The following is a 17,379-nucleotide window of genomic DNA, read 5'->3' as shown; positions in this document are numbered from 1 at the left end:
CTCCGGTACCCGAATCCTCGGGTCCCGGAGCCGCTGTGCGTCACCCGCCCCGCGGACCCTCCCCCTCCACCGCCTCCGGCGGCAACGTCGGCGTCGGGTGGGCCGCCGGCCTCAGCCACAGCCAGGCCAGGAAGAAGATCCCGAGGGCCAGCATCCCCAGGCCCGTCCAGAGGTTGATGTTGATCCCCTGGGCCTTGTCGATCTCCGCGTCACTGTTGGTCAGACCGGTGATCGTGAGGATGACTCCGTACAGCACGAACAGGCCGCCGATGATGCGCCGCAGGTCGAAGATGCGGGCCGCCGTCGCGGACTTCTCCTCCAGCTCGATGATCTCCCGCTGGAGGTCGGCGTCGGAGTACCCCGCTCGCCGCAGCCGCTCGGCCGCCTCCGCGTGCTCGTCGGGTTCGAATTGCTCTGACATGGTCCTTCCATCCTCCCGCGATCAGCGTCAGCAGGCTCGGCGGTTCAGAACGAGAACGGGATGTAGCAGGCCGCGGCCAGGATCACCGCGCCCCAGCCCAGCAGGGCCGGCCTGCGGTACCAGGCGTCGTCGCCCGCCGCCGGCGGCTCGGCCATGCCGGGGGAGACGGTGCCGTACACCAGGCCCTGGAGCTCCTCGGCCGGCTTCGGGGCCGTGAACAGCGACACCGCGACCATCACCACCGCGCCCGCCACGAACCCGGCGATCGCCGAGACGAAGTTGGCGCCCTGGTCGGTGGGGATGCCGATGATGTCCTGCTTGTAGAGGACGAAGTAGTTGACCATCGCCGCCGTCGTGCCCGCCAGCAGGCCCCAGAAGCCGGACTTGACCGACGCCCGCTTCCAGAACATGCCGACGATGAACACCACGAACATCGGGACGTTGAAGAAGCTGAACAGCGTCTGGAGGTAGCTCATGATGTTCGAGAACGACGACGCCAGGAACGCCGTGCCGATCGACGCCATCACCCCGATCGCGGTGATCAGCCGGCCGAAGCGGACGTAGTACGCGTCCTCCCGCCCCAGCACCACGTACCTCGCCCAGATGTCGGTCGTGAACACCGTGTTGAAGGACGAGATGTTCGCCGCCATGCCCGCCATGAACGCCGCCAGCAGGCCGGTCACCGCGATGCCCAGCACGCCGTTCGGCAGCAGCTCCTGCATCAGGTAGGGGATCGCGTCGTTGTACTGGAGGTCCGAGTCCGACGTGCCGATCTCCGGGACCAGCACCGCCGCCACCAGGCCCGGGATCATCACCAGGAACACGATGAAGACCTTCGGGTAGGCGGCGATGAGCGGTGTCCGCTGGGCCGCCGAGAGGTTCTTCGCGGACAGGGCGCGCTGGACCTCCGCGAAGTTCGTCGTCCAGTAGCCGAAGGACAGGACGAAACCGAGGCCCAGCACGATCGTCAGCCAGTTCGCGCCCAGCGGGTTGTCGCTGCCGATGCCCGTGCCGCCCCAGGCGGTGACGAAGTCGTCGCCGTGCGAGGCCTTCAGTGAGTCCGTCAGGCCGTCCCAGCCGTCGACCGCCTTCAGGCCGAGCACGGACAGCGGGATCAGCGCCGCCAGGATCACGAAGAACTGGAGCACCTCGTTGTAGATCGCCGAGGACAGGCCGCCCAGCGTGATGTACGCCAGCACGAAGAAGCCGGCGACCACGATCGCGACCCACTGCGGCCAGCCGAGCAGTGCCTCGACGACGATCGCCAGCGCGTACAGGTTCACGCCCGCGATCAGGATCGCCGCGAAGGCGAACAGTACCGAGCTGAGCAGATGTGCCCATTTGTCGAAGCGCAGGAGCAGGAACTCGGGGACCGAGCGGACCTTGCTGCCGTAGTAGAACGGCATCATCACCAGGCCCAGGAAGACCATCGCCGGGATGGCGCCGATCCAGTACCAGTGGACGGTGTAGGCGCCGTACTGCGCGCTGTTCGCGGCCATGCCGAGGATCTCGGTGGCCGCCAGGTTGGCCGAGATGAAGGCCAGGCCGGTGATCCAGGCGGGCAGGGAGCGCCCGGAGAGGAAGAAGTCGAGCGTGGTCTTCACCGACCGGCGGGCGGCGAAGCCGATGCCCAGCACGACGACGAAGTAGATCCCGAGAATCGTGTAGTCGAGCGCGTTCGTCGGGAGCCGCAGTTCGGCGGCGAGGTGCACGGGGTGTGCGGGGTGTGTGGGGTCCGCGGGGTACATGTGGGCATTTGTGGGGGTCTGCATCCAGAGCTCACCTTGTCTGGTGGTCTTTGTTCGGTTGTGGTGGTGACTACCGTGGGGGATTGTGGTTTGATGTGTTCGGTTCTGTTTGAAGACTTCAAGGCAATGTTGATATTGCTCGGTGTACGGATGGAGAGTCGCGGTGAAGAAGACCTCGACCCGCTTGGCCGACGGTCGTGAGCTCATCTACTACGACCTGCGGGACGACTCGGTGCGCGACGCGGTGGACCGGCGCCCTCTCGAGCGCACGGTCACCACTTCGGAGGTACGCCGGGACCCGCTGCTCGGCGACTCGGTCGCGATCGCCTCCCACCGGCAGGGGCGCACCTACCACCCGCCGGCCGACGAGTGCCCCCTGTGCCCCTCCCAGGGCGACCGGCTCAGCGAGATCCCCGACTCCTCGTACGACGCCGTCGTCTTCGAGAACCGCTTCCCCTCGCTGGCGGGCGACTCCGGGCGCTGCGAGGTGGTCTGCTTCACCTCCGACCACGACGCGTCCTTCGCCGACCTCACCGAGGAGCAGGCACGGCTCGTCCTGGACGCGTGGACGGACCGGACGTCCGAGCTGTCGCATCTTCCCTCCGTCGAGCAGGTGTTCTGCTTCGAGAACCGGGGCGCCGAGATCGGTGTGACGCTGGGTCACCCGCACGGGCAGATCTACGCCTACCCGTTCACCACACCGCGCACCGCGCTGATGCTGCGCTCCCTCGCGGCCCACAAGGACGCCACCGGCGGCGAGAACCTCTTCGACGCCGTCCTGGAACGTGAACTCTCCGACGAGCGGGTCGTCCTGGAGGGTGAACACTGGGTGGCGTTCGTGCCCTACGCGGCGCACTGGCCGTACGAGGTGCACCTGTACCCGAAGAAGCGGGTCCCCGACCTGCTCGGGCTCGACGAGGACGCACGCACAGAGTTCCCCAAGGTCTACCTGGAACTCTTGAGGCGCTTCGACCGTATCTTCGGCGAGGGTGAGACTCCGACGCCGTACATCGCCGGCTGGCACCAGGCGCCGTTCGGTCAGCTCGAGGAGTTCGAGGGCGTCAACCGCGACGACTTCGCACTCCATCTCGAGCTTTTCACCATCCGCCGGACGTCCGGCAAGCTGAAGTTCCTCGCGGGCTCCGAATCCGGCATGAACGTGTTCATCAACGACGTGCCGCCGGAGCGCGCGGCCGAGCGACTGCGAGAGGTAGCGAGTTGATGAGCAGCGGAAAGTATCTGGTCACGGGCGGTGCGGGATACGTCGGCAGCGTGGTCGCCCAGCACCTGCTGGAGGCGGGACACGAGGTCGTCGTCCTCGACAACCTCTCCACCGGCTTCCGCGAGGGCGTCCCGGCCGGGGCCTCCTTCGTCGAGGGCGACATCCGCGACGCCCGGAAGTGGCTCGACGGCTCCTTCGACGCCGTGCTCCACTTCGCCGCGTCGTCGCAGGTCGGCGAGTCCGTCGTGAAGCCCGAGAAGTACTGGGACAACAACGTCGGCGGCTCCATGGCCCTGCTCGGCGCCATGCGCGAGGCAGGCGTGCGGAGGCTCGTCTTCTCCTCCACCGCCGCCACCTACGGCGAGCCGGAGCAGGTCCCGATCGTCGAGACCGCCCCGACCAGCCCCACCAACCCCTACGGGGCCTCCAAGCTCGCCGTCGACCACATGATCACCGGCGAGGCCGCCGCCCACGGGCTGGCCGCCGTCTCGCTGCGCTACTTCAACGTGGCCGGCGCGTACGGCACCCAGGGCGAGCGCCACGACCCCGAGTCCCACCTCATCCCGCTCGTCCTCCAGGTCGCGCAGGGCCGCCGCGAGGCCATCTCCGTCTTCGGCGACGACTACCCGACCCCGGACGGCACCTGCGTCCGCGACTACATCCACGTCGCCGACCTCGCCGAGGCCCATCTGCTCGCCGTCGCCGCCGCCCGGCCCGGCGAGCACCTCATCTGCAACCTGGGCAACGGCAACGGCTTCTCGGTCCGCGAGGTCATCGAGACCGTCCGCGAGGTCACCGGGCACCCGATCCCCGAGGTCGTGGCCCCGCGCCGGGGCGGCGACCCGGCCGTCCTGGTCGCCTCCGCGGCCACCGCCCGCGAGCAGCTGGGCTGGAACCCGTCCCGCGCGGACCTCGCGGGTATCGTCGCGGACGCGTGGGAGTTCGCGCAGCACATCGCGAAGGAGCAGTAGTGGGGGCACAGCAGGTGCAGCACGTCCGGGACGCCTTCGAGGCGCTGTACGCCGTGGAGCCGGAGGGCGTCTGGGCGGCCCCGGGCCGCGTCAACCTCATCGGCGAGCACACCGACTACAACGACGGCTTCGTGATGCCCTTCGCGCTGCCGCACACCGCGCTCGCCGCGGTCGCCCGCCGCACGGACGGGGTGCTGCGCCTGCACTCCTCCGACATCGAGGGCGGCGTGGTCGAGCTGCGGCTGGAGGGGCTCGCCCCGCAGACCGACGACGCCTGGACGGCGTACCCGGCGGGCGTCGTCTGGGCCCTGCGCGAGGCCGGCCACGCGATCACCGGCGCCGACATCCACCTGACGTCGACGGTCCCGACGGGCGCCGGCCTGTCCTCCTCGGCGGCCCTGGAGGTCGTCGTCGCCCTGGCCCTCAACGACCTCTACGACCTCGGCCTCCAGCGCTGGCAGCTGGCCCGTCTCTGCCAGCGCGCGGAGAACGTCTACGTGGGCGCCCCCACCGGCATCATGGACCAGACCGCGTCCGCCTGCTGCGAGGCCGGCCACGCCCTGTTCCTCGACACCAGGGACCTCTCCCAGAAGCAGATCCCCTTCGACCTCGCCGCCGAGGGCCTGCGGCTGCTGGTCGTCGACACGCAGGTCACGCACGCCCACAGCGGCGGCGAGTACGGCAAGCGCCGCGCCGGCTGCGAGAAGGGCGCCGCCCTGCTCGGCGTCGACGCCCTGCGCGACATCCCGTACGCCGACCTGGACGCGGCGCTGGCCCGCCTGGGCGACGAGGAGGAGGTCCGCCGCCTGGTCCGCCACGTGGTGACGGAGGACGCGCGCGTCGAGCGCGTCGTCTCGCTCCTGGAATCCGGCGACACCCGCGCCATCGGCCCGATCCTCAACGAGGGCCACGCCTCCCTCCGCGACGACTTCCGGGTCTCCTGCCCCGAGCTGGACCTGGTCGTCGACACCGCCGCCGCGAACGGCGCCCTCGGCGCCCGCATGACCGGCGGCGGCTTCGGCGGCTCGGCGATCGTCCTCGCCGAGGCCACCGACGTCGACACCCTCACCAAGGCCGTCCACGAGGCCTTCGCGGCCGCCGGCCACCCGGCCCCACGCGTCTTCGAAGCCGTACCCTCGGCAGGCGCCCACCGGCTGAACTGACCCCCCTGCGACCCTGACACCGGCCCCGCACGCGATCCGACGACGCGTACGGGGCCGGTTCCGTCGGGGGCCGGCCGGGGCGGCTGCCCGAGGGGCGGCAGCCCGGGGACGAGGAGGACCTCCAGCCGGGCGGCACGCGGGAGGAGCGGGAGGCCGACGCCGTACCGGAGAGCGCCGCCCTGCTGTGAACCCCCGGGCTCACCCCAGCCGCTTGGTCAGCGTGTACTCCGTCAGACCCGGTGGGTAGTCCTCGATCACGCACACCACCTCGTAGCCCTGCTTCCGGTAGAAGTCCGGGGCCTGGAAGTCCCAGGTCTCCAGGCGCACCCGGCGGCAGCCGCGTTCCTCGGCGGCGACCTCCTCGGCCCGGGCCAGCAGGCGGGTGCCCAGGCCGGTGCCGCGGTGACGTTCGTCGACCCAGAGGTAGGTGACGTGCAGCCAGGTGGTCCAGGTGTGGCCGACCAGCCCGCCGGCGAGGGCGCCCTCGGAGTCCGAGGCCCAGACGTGCAGCGGCGTCTCGCGCTCCGCGGGCGTGCCGCGCAGGGCCCGCAGGATTGGGGAGGCGGTCGTGTTGGTGTCGAGGAGCCGGGAACGGAGAAGATCGCGCCGACCCTTGTCGACTTCTGTCTCAAGACGAAACATGCAGCACACCATAAACGCGCTGGCCAATCAGTTCTGCAATTTGCCTTCCGCTGCCCGCCCACAGCCCTACCCTGTGAACAGCGCCGGTGGGGGCCGGTGCTGATCAGGGGGCGAGACAGTCGGGTACGACGCCCGCGGTGGGGGTAAGCAGTCTCTGCACGGCGGCGGCCGTGCGGCAGCGGCATCCTCCCCGGGCGTCGTACCCGCGCCGGTCGTCGTTCTCCGTCTCCGGCCTTGGGGTATCCCCTGCTCTGACAAGGAGCTTGGGGAAGGGGGTTTCGTGGTTCGTATCCGAGTCCTGGTCGTCGACGATCACCGTATCTTCGCCGAGTCGCTGGCCGCAGCGCTCGCCGCCGAGCCGGACGTCGACGTCTCCGCGGCCGGCAGCGGCCCGGCGGCGCTGCGCAGTCTGGAGCGCGCGGCCGCCGAGGGGCGCCGCTACGACGTCCTGCTCGTCGACGCCGATCTCGGCGCCGGCCTGCCGGGCATACGGCCGGCCGTGCCGGTGCAGGAGGTCGGCGAGGACGGCCTGGTCGACGGGCTCTCGCTCGTCGCCGGGGTGCGGGGCGCGCAGCCCCACGTCCGGATCGTCGTCCTCGCCGAGAAGGACGACCCGCGCCGCGCCGCGCTCGCCCTCCAGGCCGGCGCCTCCGGCTGGGTGGCGAAGGACTGCTCGCTGTCCCGGCTGCTCACCGTCATCCGCGGGGTGCTGCGCGAGGAGACCCATCTGCCGCCGGCCCTGCTCACGGGCGTACTGCGGGAGTTGACGGCCGCCCGCAAGCACCGCACCGAGAGCGAGCGGCTGGTGGAGTCCCTCACGCCGAGGGAGCGGGAGGTGCTGCGCTGCATGGTCGCGGGCCTGGGCCGCAAGGCCGTCGCCGAACGGCTGTTCCTCTCGCCGCACACCGTCCGCACCCATATGCAGAACGTCCTCGGCAAGCTCGGCGTCCACTCCACGCTCGCCGCGGTCGCGCTCGCCCGCCGGGCCGGTGTGGGGCCCGTGGATCTGGGGCCGACCGGGCGGATCATGTCGGAGGAGAGCAGCAGCGCCTGACGGACGGCGGCACGGGTGCGTCCCGCGTCCGCGGCGGGATCCGCAGGGTCGACTCCCGGCTTCACTGCCTGAGCCGGGATTCGTACGGCCGGTCCCGGCGTCGCAGGCGTCGGGACCCCGGCGTCCCAGGCGTCTCAGCCGGGGATGTTGTCGAACGGCGCGGTCAGCTGGCGCAGCAGTGCCGCCAGGTCGCCGCGCTGGGCGTGCGACAGCTCGGCCAGGATCGCCCGCTCCTGGTCGAGCAGTCCGGCGAGCGCCTGGTCGGCGCGGTCCTTGCCGTCGTCCGTGAGCCGGACCAGCACACCGCGCCGGTCACTGGGGTCCGGCAGCCGCTCCACCAGGCCCTTCTTCGCCAGCCGGTCGATACGGTTCGTCATCGTGCCCGAGGTGACCAGCGTCTGCGTCAGCAGCTGCCCCGGTGAGAGCTGGTAGGGGGCGCCCGCCCGCCTGAGCGCCGTCAGGACGTCGAACTCCCAGGGCTCCAGCTGATGCTCGGAGAACGCCAGGCGGCGTGCCCGGTCCAGGTGCCGGGCCAGTCTGCTCACCCGGCTGAGTACTTCCAGCGGCTCCACGTCGAGGTCCGGGCGCTCCCGGCGCCACGCTGCGACCAGCCGATCGACCTCGTCCTCCATGACGATCAGTGTAGTGGTTGTGTCGACATGAAGTCTCTTGATGTCGAGTCTCTTGACGTCGAGATAAGTTCGGCGGGAGAGTGGACGACATGACCCACGCCCCGACCGACCCGGCCAACCCCACCTGGGACCCCGCCCAGTACCTCCGTCACGCCGGCCACCGCGCCCGCCCCTTCACCGACCTCCTCGCCCGCGTCCCGGCCCTGCCCGGCGACCCGCCCCGGATCGCCGACCTCGGCTGCGGCCCCGGCAACGTCACCACCGTCCTCGCCGACCGCTGGCCCACCGCCCGCGTCACCGGCTACGACAACTCGCCCGAGATGCTCGCCGACGCCCAGGCGCACGCCGGCGCCCGCCTCGACTTCGCGTACGCCGACCTCACCACCTGGACACCCGACGAGACCTACGACCTGCTCGTCTCGAACGCCGCCCTGCACTGGGTCCCGGGCCACCTCGACGCCTTCCCCGCCTGGCTCGACGGCCTCGCCCCCGGCGGCACCTTCGCCTTCCAGGTCCCCCACAACACCGACGCGCCCCTGCACGCCCTCATGCGTGACCTCGCCCGCACCCCCCGCTGGCGGGCCCGCCTCGCCGACGTACTGCGTCACGAGGACTCCGTCCACAGCCCCGGCCGCTACCTCGACCGGCTCGCCCGCCTCGGCTGCGCGACCGACGTCTGGACCACCACGTACCAGCACGTCCTGCACGGCGAGGACCCCGTCCTGGACTGGGTCAAGGGCACCGGACTGCGCCCCGTCCTCGACGCCCTCGGCGACGACCCCGACGCCCGGGACGCCTTCCTCGCCGAATACCGCGACCTGCTCCGCGAGGCCTACCCGAGCGCCGAGTACGGGACGGTCCTGCCGTTCCGGCGCCTGTTCGCGGTGGCCACCAGGCAGGCGCGATGATCGTCTCCCTGGACCATGTCCAGCTGGCGGCACCGCCCGGCTCCGAGGACCTGCTGCGCTCCTTCTACACCGGCGTCCTCGGCATGACCGAGATCCCCAAGCCACCCGTGCTCGCCGCGCGCGGCGGCTGCTGGTTCCGGGCGGGGACCGTCCGGCTCCACCTCGGGATCGACCCCGGCTTCCGCCCGTCCCCGAAGGCCCACCCCGGGCTGCGGGTCACCGGCATCGAGGCCTGCGCCGCCCGGCTGGAGAGCCACGGCGTCCGCGTGCTCCAGGACTCCGACCTGCCGGGACACCGGCGCTTCTACGCCTGGGACCCCGTCGGCAACCGGCTGGAGTTCCTCGAACCCGGGGTTTGAGCGGCGCGCACACGGCCACCCGGACGAGGACGTCAAACGTCAAACGTCAAACGTCGCATGTCGCTGGGAGTGATCCGGAGTGGCGAAGGAACAGAAGGCCAAGGCCAAGAAGGAACAGATCAAGGGCAAGGTCGAGGAAGTCGTCGGCCGGGCCACGGGTGACGCGCGGATGGAGACCGAGGGGCGCGCCGGTCAGGCCAAGGGCGACGCACGCCAGGCCAAGGAGAAGGCGAAGGACGTCTTCAAACACTGATGAGCCAGGCGCCCCCGGGGAACCGTCCGTCGACGGGCCCACGGGGGCGTCCCGTCACGCCTTGCGCCGCCCGATGAGATGCGGCTTGGCCTCCAGGCCGTCCAGGCCGTGCCACGCCAGATTCACCAGATGCGCCGCGACCTCCGCCTTCTTCGGCCGGCGTACGTCCAGCCACCACTGCCCGGTCAGGGCCACCATGCCGACCAGCGCCTGCGCGTACAGCGGAGCCAGCTTCGAATCGAAGCCGCGGTTCTTGAACTCGCGGCCCAGGATGTCCTCCACCTGCGTCGCGATGTCCGAGATCAGCGAGGCGAACGACCCCGTCGACTGGGGGATCGGCGAGTCGCGGACCAGGATCCGGAAACCGTCCGTGTACTCCTCGATGTAGTCCAGGAGCGCGAAGGCGGCCTGCTCGCACAGCTCCCGCGGATGGCCCGCCGTCAGCGAACCGGTGACCATGTCCAGCAGGCGGCGCATCTCCCGGTCCACGACGACCGCGTACAGCCCCTCCTTGCCGCCGAAGTGCTCGTACACCACCGGCTTGGACACCCCGGCCTTCGCCGCGATCTCCTCCACCGACGTGCCCTCGAAGCCCTTCGCGGCGAACAGTGTGCGACCGATCTCGAGCAGCTGCTGCCGGCGCTCCGCACCCGTCATCCGGGTCCGACGCGCGCGTCTGGGCTTCGCTTCGTTGCTCGGGGTGCTGCTGGGATCGGTCGCCACGCCGTCCATCATGCCGCGTCGGCGGTCGCCTTCCGGCGCCGGGAGCCGCCCTCACCCGTGTTGCGTCGCGAATCGATACGCGAGCGTGACGGCCAGCGCACGTCGTACGCCCACCCGGCCAGCTCGAACCAGCGGATGAACCGGGCGGAGGAGTCCAACTGTCCGCGCTCCACCCCGTGCCGCGCCGACGTCGGGTCCGCGTGGTGCAGGTTGTGCCAGGACTCGCCGCAGGACAGGATCGCCAGCCACCACACGTTCCCGGACCGGTCCCGCGACTTGAACGGCCGCTTGCCCACCGCGTGGCAGATCGAGTTGATCGACCAGGTCACGTGGTGCAGCAGCGCCACCCGCACCAGTGAACCCCAGAAGAACGCCGTGAACGCGCCCCACCAGGACATCGTCACCAGACCGCCCACCAGCGGCGGCAGCGCCAGCGACAGCATCGTCCAGAAGATGAACTGACGCGAGATCGCCCGGATCGCGGGGTCCTTGACCAGATCCGGCGCGTACTTGTCCTGCGGGGTCTGCTCCTCGTCGAACATCCATGCGATGTGTGCCCACCACAGGCCCTTCATCAGCGCGGGGACCGTCTCCCCGAACCGCCACGGCGAGTGCGGGTCACCCTCCGCGTCCGAGAACTTGTGGTGCTTGCGGTGGTCCGCCACCCAGCGGACCAGCGGACCCTCCACCGCCATCGACCCCATGACCGCCAACGCGATCCGCAACGGCCGCTTGGCCTTGAAGGAACCGTGGGTGAAGTACCGGTGGAAACCGATCGTGATGCCGTGGCAGCCGAGGTAGTACATGAAGACCAGCAGGCCGAGGTCCAGCCAGCTCACCCCCCAGCCCCACGCCAGCGGCACCGCCGCGAGCAGCGCGAGGAACGGCACGGTGATGAAGAGCAGAAGCGTGATCTGTTCGAGCGAACGCTTCTTCTCGCCCCCGAGCGTCGCGGAAGGCAGCTCGGCGCCGTCCGGCCCCGGGGCGTCGTCGATCACATCGGAGCTCGTGGTCATGCGTGTCCCCTTGTGGGGTCGAGGGTTGTGGTGGGTCGCCGGGTCACGGCCACACTCGCAGTCGCTTATGTACAGCTTCCTACGGTTCCGTAACCTACGGCATCGTAAGTATGGCAGCGCGCTGCTCGGCGGCAAGAGCCCGTGTCTGCGCGTCCGACCCGGCACCTATCCTTGGAGACGGTCGGACAGCGCGGTCCGCTCTGTTTCTTCCCGGATGTCCGGCTCGTATGCGGCACGCCGCCGCGCGAACGGCGCCCGGGTTCCCTCCCGGACGAGCTTCAACACTGCAAGGAGCCGCACCTGTGAGCAGTGCCGACGACCAGACGACGACCAGCCCCGAGCTGCGCGCCGACATCCGCCGACTGGGCGACCTCCTCGGTGAGACCCTCGTCCGGCAGGAAGGGCCCGAGCTCCTCGACCTGGTCGAGAAGGTCCGCCGCCTCACCCGCGAGGACGGCGAAGCCGCCGCCGAACTGCTGCGCGGCACGGAGCTGGAGACCGCGGCCAAGCTGGTCCGCGCCTTCTCCACCTACTTCCACCTCGCCAACGTCACCGAGCAGGTGCACCGCGGCCGCGAGCTGCGCGCCCGGCGCGCCGCCGAGGGCGGCCTCCTCGCCCGCACCGCCGACCGCCTCAAGGACGCCGACCCCGAGCACGTCCACGCGACGGTCCGCAACCTCAACGTGCGCCCGGTGTTCACCGCACACCCCACCGAGGCCGCGCGCCGGTCGGTACTCAACAAGCTCCGGCGCATCGCCGCGCTTCTGGAGACCCCGGTCATCGAGTCCGACCGCCGGCGCCACGACACCCGCCTCGCCGAGAACATCGACCTCGTCTGGCAGACCGACGAACTCCGCGTCGTCCGCCCCGAGCCCTCCGACGAGGCCCGCAACGCCATCTACTACCTCGACGAACTGCACGCCAACGCGGTGGGCGACGTCCTGGAGGACCTGACCTGCGAGCTCGAGCGCGTGGGCGTCCACCTCCCCGAGGACACCCGCCCCCTCACCTTCGGCACCTGGATCGGCGGCGACCGCGACGGCAACCCCAACGTCACCCCCCAGGTGACCTGGGACGTCCTCATCCTCCAGCACGAACACGGCATCAACGACGCCCTGAAGATGATCGACGAACTCCGCGGCTTCCTCTCCAACTCCATCCGCTACACAGGCGCCACCGAAGACCTCCTGGACTCCCTCAAGGGCGACCTGGAACGCCTCCCCGAGATCAGCCCCCGCTACAAGCGCCTCAACGCCGAAGAGCCCTACCGCCTCAAGGCCACCTGCATCCGGCAGAAGCTGGAGAACACCAAGCAGCGCCTCGCCAAGGGCACCCCGCACCAGCCCGGCCGCGACTACCTCGGCACCAGCGAGCTGCTCCAGGACCTCGCCCTGATCCAGACCTCCCTGCGCGCACACCGCGGCGGACTGATCGCGGACGGCCGGCTGAACCGCACCCTGCGCACCCTCGCCGCCTTCGGCCTCCAGCTCGCCACCATGGACGTCCGCGAACACGCCGACGCCCACCACCACGCCCTCGGCCAGCTCTTCGACCGCCTGGGCGAGGAGTCCTGGCGCTACACCGACATGCCCCGCGAGTACCGCACCAAGCTCCTCGCCAAGGAACTGCGCTCGCGGCGGCCGCTGGCCGGCACCCCGGCCCCCGTCGACGCGGCCGGCGAGAAGACCCTCGGCGTCTTCCTCACCGTCAAGCGCGCCCTGGAGGTCTTCGGACCCGAGGTCGTCGAGTCCTACATCATCTCGATGTGCCAGGGCGCGGACGACGTGTTCGCCGCCGCCGTCCTGGCCCGCGAGGCCGGCCTGATCGACCTGCACGCCGGCTGGGCCAAGATCGGCATCGTCCCCCTGCTGGAGACCACCGACGAGCTGAAGGCCGCCGACACCATCCTCGAGGAGATGCTCGCCGACCCCTCCTACCGGCGCCTCGTCGCACTCCGCGGCGACGTCCAGGAGGTCATGCTCGGCTACTCCGACTCCTCCAAGTTCGGCGGCATCACGACCTCGCAGTGGGAGATCCACCGCGCCCAGCGGCGCCTGCGCGACGTCGCCCACCGCTACGGCGTCCGGCTCCGCCTGTTCCACGGCCGCGGCGGCACCGTCGGCCGCGGCGGCGGCCCCTCCCACGACGCGATCCTCGCCCAGCCCTGGGGCACCCTGGAGGGCGAGATCAAGGTCACCGAGCAGGGCGAGGTCATCTCCGACAAGTACCTCATCCCCTCCCTGGCCAGGGAGAACCTGGAACTGACGGTCGCCGCCACCCTCCAGGCCTCCGCCCTGCACACCTCCCCCCGCCAGTCCGACGAGGCCCTCGCCCGCTGGGACGCCGCCATGGACGTCGTCTCCGACGCCGCCCACGCCGCCTATCGCGAGCTGGTCGAGGACCCCGACCTGCCGACGTACTTCCTCGCCTCCACCCCGGTCGACCAGCTCGCCGACCTGCACCTGGGCTCGCGGCCCTCCCGGCGCCCCGGCTCGGGCGTCTCGCTCGACGGACTGCGCGCCATCCCGTGGGTCTTCGGCTGGACCCAGTCCCGCCAGATCGTCCCCGGCTGGTTCGGTGTCGGCTCCGGCCTGAAGGCCCTGCGCGAGGCCGGCCTCGACACCGTGCTCGACGAGATGCACGAACAGTGGCACTTCTTCCGCAACTTCGTCTCCAACGTCGAGATGACCCTCGCCAAGACGGACCTGCGGATCGCCCAGCACTACGTCGACACCCTGGTCCCCGACGACCTGAAGCACGTCTTCGACCGCATCAAGGCCGAACACGCGCTCACCGTCGCCGAGGTCCTCAAGGTCACCGGCGAGAGCGAACTGCTGGACGCCACCCCCGTCCTCAAGCAGACCTTCGCCATCCGCGACGCCTACCTGGACCCCATCTCCTACCTCCAGGTCACGCTCCTCAAGCGCCAGCGCGACGCGGCCGCCGCCGGCGCCGAACCCGACCCGCTGCTCGCCCGCGCCCTGCTCCTCACCGTCAACGGTGTCGCGGCGGGCCTGCGCAACACCGGCTGACCCCACCGCACGACCGCAAAAGGGTGCCCCCGAGCGCGTTCGCCGCTCGGGGGCACCCCCATGTCGCACCGCACACCACGGCGCCGCCTCAGACCGCCAGGAACGCCGCCGTCAGCAACGCCACCCCCGACCCCGCCAGCACCCATCCGGCCCGCGCCCGCCCCAGGCCGCCCGCCACCACCACCGACGCCAGCAGCAACGCACCCCCCATCGGCACCCACGCGTACAGAATCCCGGCAGGCCCCGACCGCACCACCTCGTCGCCGTCCGGCTTCACCACCACCGTGTACGTCTGCCCCTTGCGCACCGCCACCGACTTCTCGATCACCACCCGCGCCCGGGGCGTGGAACCCGCCGACAGCGGTGCGTACGGCCCCGAACACGTCTCACCGCCGCACCGCGTCACCACGACGGTGCCCCGTTCCCGGCCCTTCGTCAGCATCACCTGCTGCGCGGTACCCCAGGAACCCCACACCCCGGCGAGCAGGATCAGCGCGGCGACCCCACTCGCGGCCGCGAGCCGCCCGAACCGCAGCGCGGCCGCCGAGAACCCGGTCCGACGACTCCTGGAGCCGCCCTTGTGACCGGCTCTGGCGCCTTTGCGGCCCTTGCGGGAGGCGGCCTTGCGCCGATGGGACGAGACTGCTGTGGCAGGCATGGCGGGGATCATTGGCCATGCCTGAACGGCGCGTCAACCTCGGTGGGGTTCGCCGGCCGGACAAGTCACGAGTTGTACGTGCTTTGCGCCCGCTCCAGACCGTCGATCACCAGGCACTCCACCGCGTCCGCCGCCCGGTCCACGAAGTAGTCCAGCTCCTTGCGCTCCGCCGAGGCGAAGTCCTTCAGCACGAAGTCCGCCACCTGCATCCGCCCCGGCGGCCGCCCGATCCCGAACCGCACCCGGTGGTAGTCCGGCCCCATCGCCTTCGTCATCGACTTCAGCCCGTTGTGACCGTTGTCCCCGCCCCCCAGCTTCAGCCGCAGCACCCCGAAGTCGATGTCCAACTCGTCATGCACCGCGACGATGTTCCCGACCGGCACCTTGTAGAAGTCCCGCAACGCGTTCACCGGGCCACCGGACAGGTTCATGAACGACATCGGCTTCGCCAGGATCACCCGGCGCCCCGTCGGCCCCGGCGCCCCGATCCGCCCCTCGACGACCTGGCCCTGCGCCTTCCCCGCCCGCTTGAACTTCCCCCCGATCCGCTCGGCCAGCAGATCGGCCACCATGAACCCGACGTTGTGCCGGTTCATCGCATACTCCGGCCCGGGATTGCCGAGTCCCACGACGAGCCACGGGGCACTCGCATCGGTCGTCACGCGCATGTCTCCTTCTGCCCTTATGCAACAGCCGCTGCTCCCCCCGGAGGGAGAACAGCGGCTGGAGCCGATGTACCGCTACGAAACTACGGGGCTCAGGCCTCGGCGGCCGCTTCGCCCTCGGTCTCGCCCTCCGGGGCCTCCTCGGCCTGCGCGGCCAGGATCTGGAGGACGACGGTCTCACCGTCGACCGCCAGCGTCACACCGGACGGCAGCGTGATGTCCTTGGCGAGGACCGAGGCACCGGCCTCCAGGCCCTCCACGGACACGGTGACGCCCTCGGGGATGTGCGTGGCCTCGGCCTCGACCGGCAGCGCGTTCAGGACGTGCTCGAGCAGGTTGCCACCGGCGGCCAGCTCGCCCTCGGCGTTCACCGGGATCTCGACGGTGACCTTCTCGCCGCGCTTGACCAGCTGAAGGTCGACGTGCTCGAGGTAGCCCTTGATCGGGTCACGCTGCACGGACTTCGGGATCGCCAGCTCGTTGGTCTTGCCGTCGATGTCCAGGGAGATCAGGACGTTCGGCGTACGCAGCGCGAGCAGCAGCTCGTGGCCCGGAAGGGTCAGGTGCAGCGGGTCCGAACCGTGGCCGTACAGGACACCGGGGACCTTGGAGTCACGACGGATACGGCGGGCGGCACCCTTGCCGAACTCGTTACGGGTCTCGGCGGAGATCTTGACCTCGGACATGATCACTCCTCGTAGATAAAGGGACTGATGTGGTCACCCGGCCACGAACGGCCTGCTACGAAGAGCGCGTCGATAACGGACCGCCGCATCCGTCAGAAAACGGAGTACGGCCTCCCTCGCCGAGCAACTGGAGCAGTCTACTCGGCGAGGGAGGCCGCGGAAAAATTGACCTTGGACGCCCCGGGGGCGGACGGTCGGTCTAACCGGCGAACAAGGACTACTGCTCGTCGAAGAGGCTCGTGACCGAACCGTCCTCGAACACCTCGCGCACCGCGTTGGCGATGGTCGGCGCGATCGACAGCACCGTGATCTTGTCCACCTCCAGCTCGCCCGGCGTGGGCAGCGTGTTGGTGAACACGAACTCGCTGACCTTCGAGTTCTTCAGACGGTCCGCCGCCGGACCCGACAGCACACCGTGCGTCGCCGTCACGATGACGTCCTCCGCACCGTGCGCGAAGAGCGCGTCCGCCGCGGCGCAGATCGTGCCACCGGTGTCGATCATGTCGTCGACCAGCACACACACCCGGCCCTTGACCTCGCCCACGACCTCGTGGACCGTCACCTGGTTCGCCACGTCCTTGTCGCGCCGCTTGTGCACGATTGCCAGCGGCGCACCGAGACGGTCGCACCAGCGGTCCGCCACGCGCACCCGGCCGGCGTCCGGAGACACCACCGTCAGTTTCGCCTTGTCGACCTTCTGGCCGACGTAGTCCGCGAGCAGCGGCAGCGCGAAGAGGTGGTCCACCGGGCCGTCGAAGAAGCCCTGGATCTGGTCCGTGTGCAGATCCACGGTCAGGATCCGGTCCGCGCCGGCCGTCTTCATCAGGTCCGCGATCAGACGGGCCGAGATCGGCTCACGCCCACGGTGCTTCTTGTCCTGACGGGCATAGCCGTAGAACGGAACGATCACCGTGATCGAACGGGCCGACGCGCGCTTCAGCGCGTCGATCATGATGAGCTGCTCCATGATCCACTTGTTGATCGGAGCGGTGTGGCTCTGGATCAGGAAGCAGTCCGCACCTCGCGCCGACTCCTGGTAGCGGACGTAGATCTCACCGTTGGCGAAGTCGAAGGCCTTCGTCGGGACGACCCCGACACCCAGCTGGTGGGCAACCTCCTCGGCAAGCTCGGGGTGGGCGCGGCCGGAGAAGAACATCATCTTCTTCTCGCCGGTCGTCTTGATCCCGGTCACAGCACTGTCTCCTCAGAGGTGTCTCAGCTGGATG

The 17,379-nt window shown here is 70.3% G+C and carries 18 protein-coding genes; 8 read left to right on the top strand and 10 right to left on the bottom strand.

Annotation, left to right across the window (positions count from 1 at the left end; genetic code table 11):
• Positions 1–40 precede the first annotated feature (40 nt).
• Together IE275_RS22410 and IE275_RS22405 are read right to left on the bottom strand one after the other, a co-directional pair.
• Entirely contained in the window at positions 41–421 is a 381-nt protein-coding gene (locus tag IE275_RS22410) for a hypothetical protein (RefSeq protein WP_189713137.1), read from the bottom strand.
• Positions 422–465: 44 nt separating this feature from the next.
• On the bottom strand, positions 466–2,193 hold the full coding sequence (locus IE275_RS22405; RefSeq protein ID WP_373299274.1) for a sodium:solute symporter family protein: 1,728 nt from the start codon (positions 2,191–2,193) through the stop codon (positions 466–468).
• Positions 2,194–2,332: 139 nt separating this feature from the next.
• On the opposite strand from IE275_RS22405, the gene galT reads away from it, so the two are divergent.
• The 3 genes from galT to galK are packed head-to-tail and all read left to right on the top strand — an operon-like array spanning position 2,333 to position 5,525.
• Positions 2,333–3,391 carry a galactose-1-phosphate uridylyltransferase gene (galT, locus tag IE275_RS22400; RefSeq protein WP_189713136.1) on the top strand — a complete coding sequence of 353 codons (1,059 nt, stop codon included), beginning with the start codon at positions 2,333–2,335 and terminating at the stop codon, positions 3,389–3,391.
• Entirely contained in the window at positions 3,391–4,362 is a 972-nt protein-coding gene (gene galE, locus IE275_RS22395) for a UDP-glucose 4-epimerase GalE (protein ID WP_189713135.1), read from the top strand. Before galT ends, galE begins: the two co-directional genes overlap by 1 nt.
• Entirely contained in the window at positions 4,362–5,525 is a 1,164-nt protein-coding gene (galK, locus tag IE275_RS22390) for a galactokinase (RefSeq protein ID WP_189713134.1), read from the top strand. The genes galE and galK overlap by 1 nt, the downstream gene beginning before the upstream one ends.
• A gap of 198 nt (positions 5,526–5,723) precedes the next feature.
• On the opposite strand, the gene IE275_RS22385 is transcribed toward galK, so the two are convergent.
• A complete protein-coding gene (locus tag IE275_RS22385) occupies positions 5,724–6,167 on the bottom strand; it encodes a GNAT family N-acetyltransferase (protein ID WP_229870444.1) in 444 nt (147 codons plus the stop codon).
• Positions 6,168–6,447: 280 nt separating this feature from the next.
• Between IE275_RS22385 and IE275_RS22380 the strand changes: the two genes are divergently transcribed.
• Entirely contained in the window at positions 6,448–7,221 is a 774-nt protein-coding gene (locus IE275_RS22380) for a LuxR C-terminal-related transcriptional regulator (RefSeq protein WP_189713133.1), read from the top strand.
• A gap of 134 nt (positions 7,222–7,355) precedes the next feature.
• Here IE275_RS22380 and IE275_RS22375 read toward each other — a convergent pair whose 3' ends face one another.
• Positions 7,356–7,853, bottom strand: a complete 498-nt coding sequence (locus tag IE275_RS22375; RefSeq protein WP_189713132.1) for a MarR family winged helix-turn-helix transcriptional regulator — start codon at positions 7,851–7,853, stop codon at positions 7,356–7,358.
• Between the two features lie 89 nt (positions 7,854–7,942).
• Between IE275_RS22375 and IE275_RS22370 the strand changes: the two genes are divergently transcribed.
• From IE275_RS22370 to IE275_RS22360, 3 genes are all read left to right on the top strand, one after another.
• A complete protein-coding gene (locus IE275_RS22370; protein WP_189713131.1) occupies positions 7,943–8,761 on the top strand; it encodes a trans-aconitate 2-methyltransferase in 819 nt (272 codons plus the stop codon).
• A complete protein-coding gene (locus tag IE275_RS22365; RefSeq protein ID WP_189713130.1) occupies positions 8,758–9,120 on the top strand; it encodes a VOC family protein in 363 nt (120 codons plus the stop codon). The genes IE275_RS22370 and IE275_RS22365 overlap by 4 nt, the downstream gene beginning before the upstream one ends.
• Before the next feature lie 79 nt (positions 9,121–9,199).
• Positions 9,200–9,373, top strand: coding sequence for a CsbD family protein (locus tag IE275_RS22360; RefSeq protein WP_189713129.1), 174 nt, complete (start codon positions 9,200–9,202; stop codon positions 9,371–9,373).
• Positions 9,374–9,427: 54 nt separating this feature from the next.
• On the opposite strand, the gene IE275_RS22355 is transcribed toward IE275_RS22360, so the two are convergent.
• Both IE275_RS22355 and IE275_RS22350 read right to left on the bottom strand, forming a co-directional pair.
• Entirely contained in the window at positions 9,428–10,108 is a 681-nt protein-coding gene (locus IE275_RS22355) for a TetR/AcrR family transcriptional regulator (protein ID WP_189713128.1), read from the bottom strand.
• Complete coding sequence (locus IE275_RS22350; protein WP_189713127.1) at positions 10,105–11,112, bottom strand: acyl-CoA desaturase; 1,008 nt, start codon at positions 11,110–11,112, stop codon at positions 10,105–10,107. Before IE275_RS22350 ends, IE275_RS22355 begins: the two co-directional genes overlap by 4 nt.
• A gap of 302 nt (positions 11,113–11,414) precedes the next feature.
• Between IE275_RS22350 and ppc the strand changes: the two genes are divergently transcribed.
• The gene (ppc, locus tag IE275_RS22345) at positions 11,415–14,144 is read left to right on the top strand and encodes a phosphoenolpyruvate carboxylase (protein WP_189713126.1); all 2,730 of its coding nucleotides are present in this window, start codon (positions 11,415–11,417) and stop codon (positions 14,142–14,144) included.
• A gap of 88 nt (positions 14,145–14,232) precedes the next feature.
• Here ppc and IE275_RS22340 read toward each other — a convergent pair whose 3' ends face one another.
• The 4 genes from IE275_RS22340 to IE275_RS22325 form a co-directional block, all read right to left on the bottom strand.
• The gene (locus tag IE275_RS22340; protein ID WP_189713125.1) at positions 14,233–14,814 is read right to left on the bottom strand and encodes a hypothetical protein; all 582 of its coding nucleotides are present in this window, start codon (positions 14,812–14,814) and stop codon (positions 14,233–14,235) included.
• Between the two features lie 53 nt (positions 14,815–14,867).
• Positions 14,868–15,470: an aminoacyl-tRNA hydrolase gene (pth, locus tag IE275_RS22335; RefSeq protein WP_189713124.1), complete on the bottom strand. Its 603-nt coding sequence runs from the start codon at positions 15,468–15,470 to the stop codon at positions 14,868–14,870.
• Between the two features lie 89 nt (positions 15,471–15,559).
• Positions 15,560–16,153, bottom strand: a complete 594-nt coding sequence (locus tag IE275_RS22330; protein ID WP_189713123.1) for a 50S ribosomal protein L25/general stress protein Ctc — start codon at positions 16,151–16,153, stop codon at positions 15,560–15,562.
• Positions 16,154–16,370: 217 nt separating this feature from the next.
• Positions 16,371–17,345 carry a ribose-phosphate diphosphokinase gene (locus IE275_RS22325; RefSeq protein WP_189713122.1) on the bottom strand — a complete coding sequence of 325 codons (975 nt, stop codon included), beginning with the start codon at positions 17,343–17,345 and terminating at the stop codon, positions 16,371–16,373.
• Positions 17,346–17,379 lie beyond the last annotated feature (34 nt).

Origin of the sequence: Streptomyces phaeofaciens (assembly GCF_014648915.1) — a bacterium.
GTDB classification, from domain to species: domain Bacteria; phylum Actinomycetota; class Actinomycetes; order Streptomycetales; family Streptomycetaceae; genus Streptomyces; species Streptomyces phaeofaciens.
This window is presented reverse-complemented; position numbering and strand designations above follow the sequence as displayed.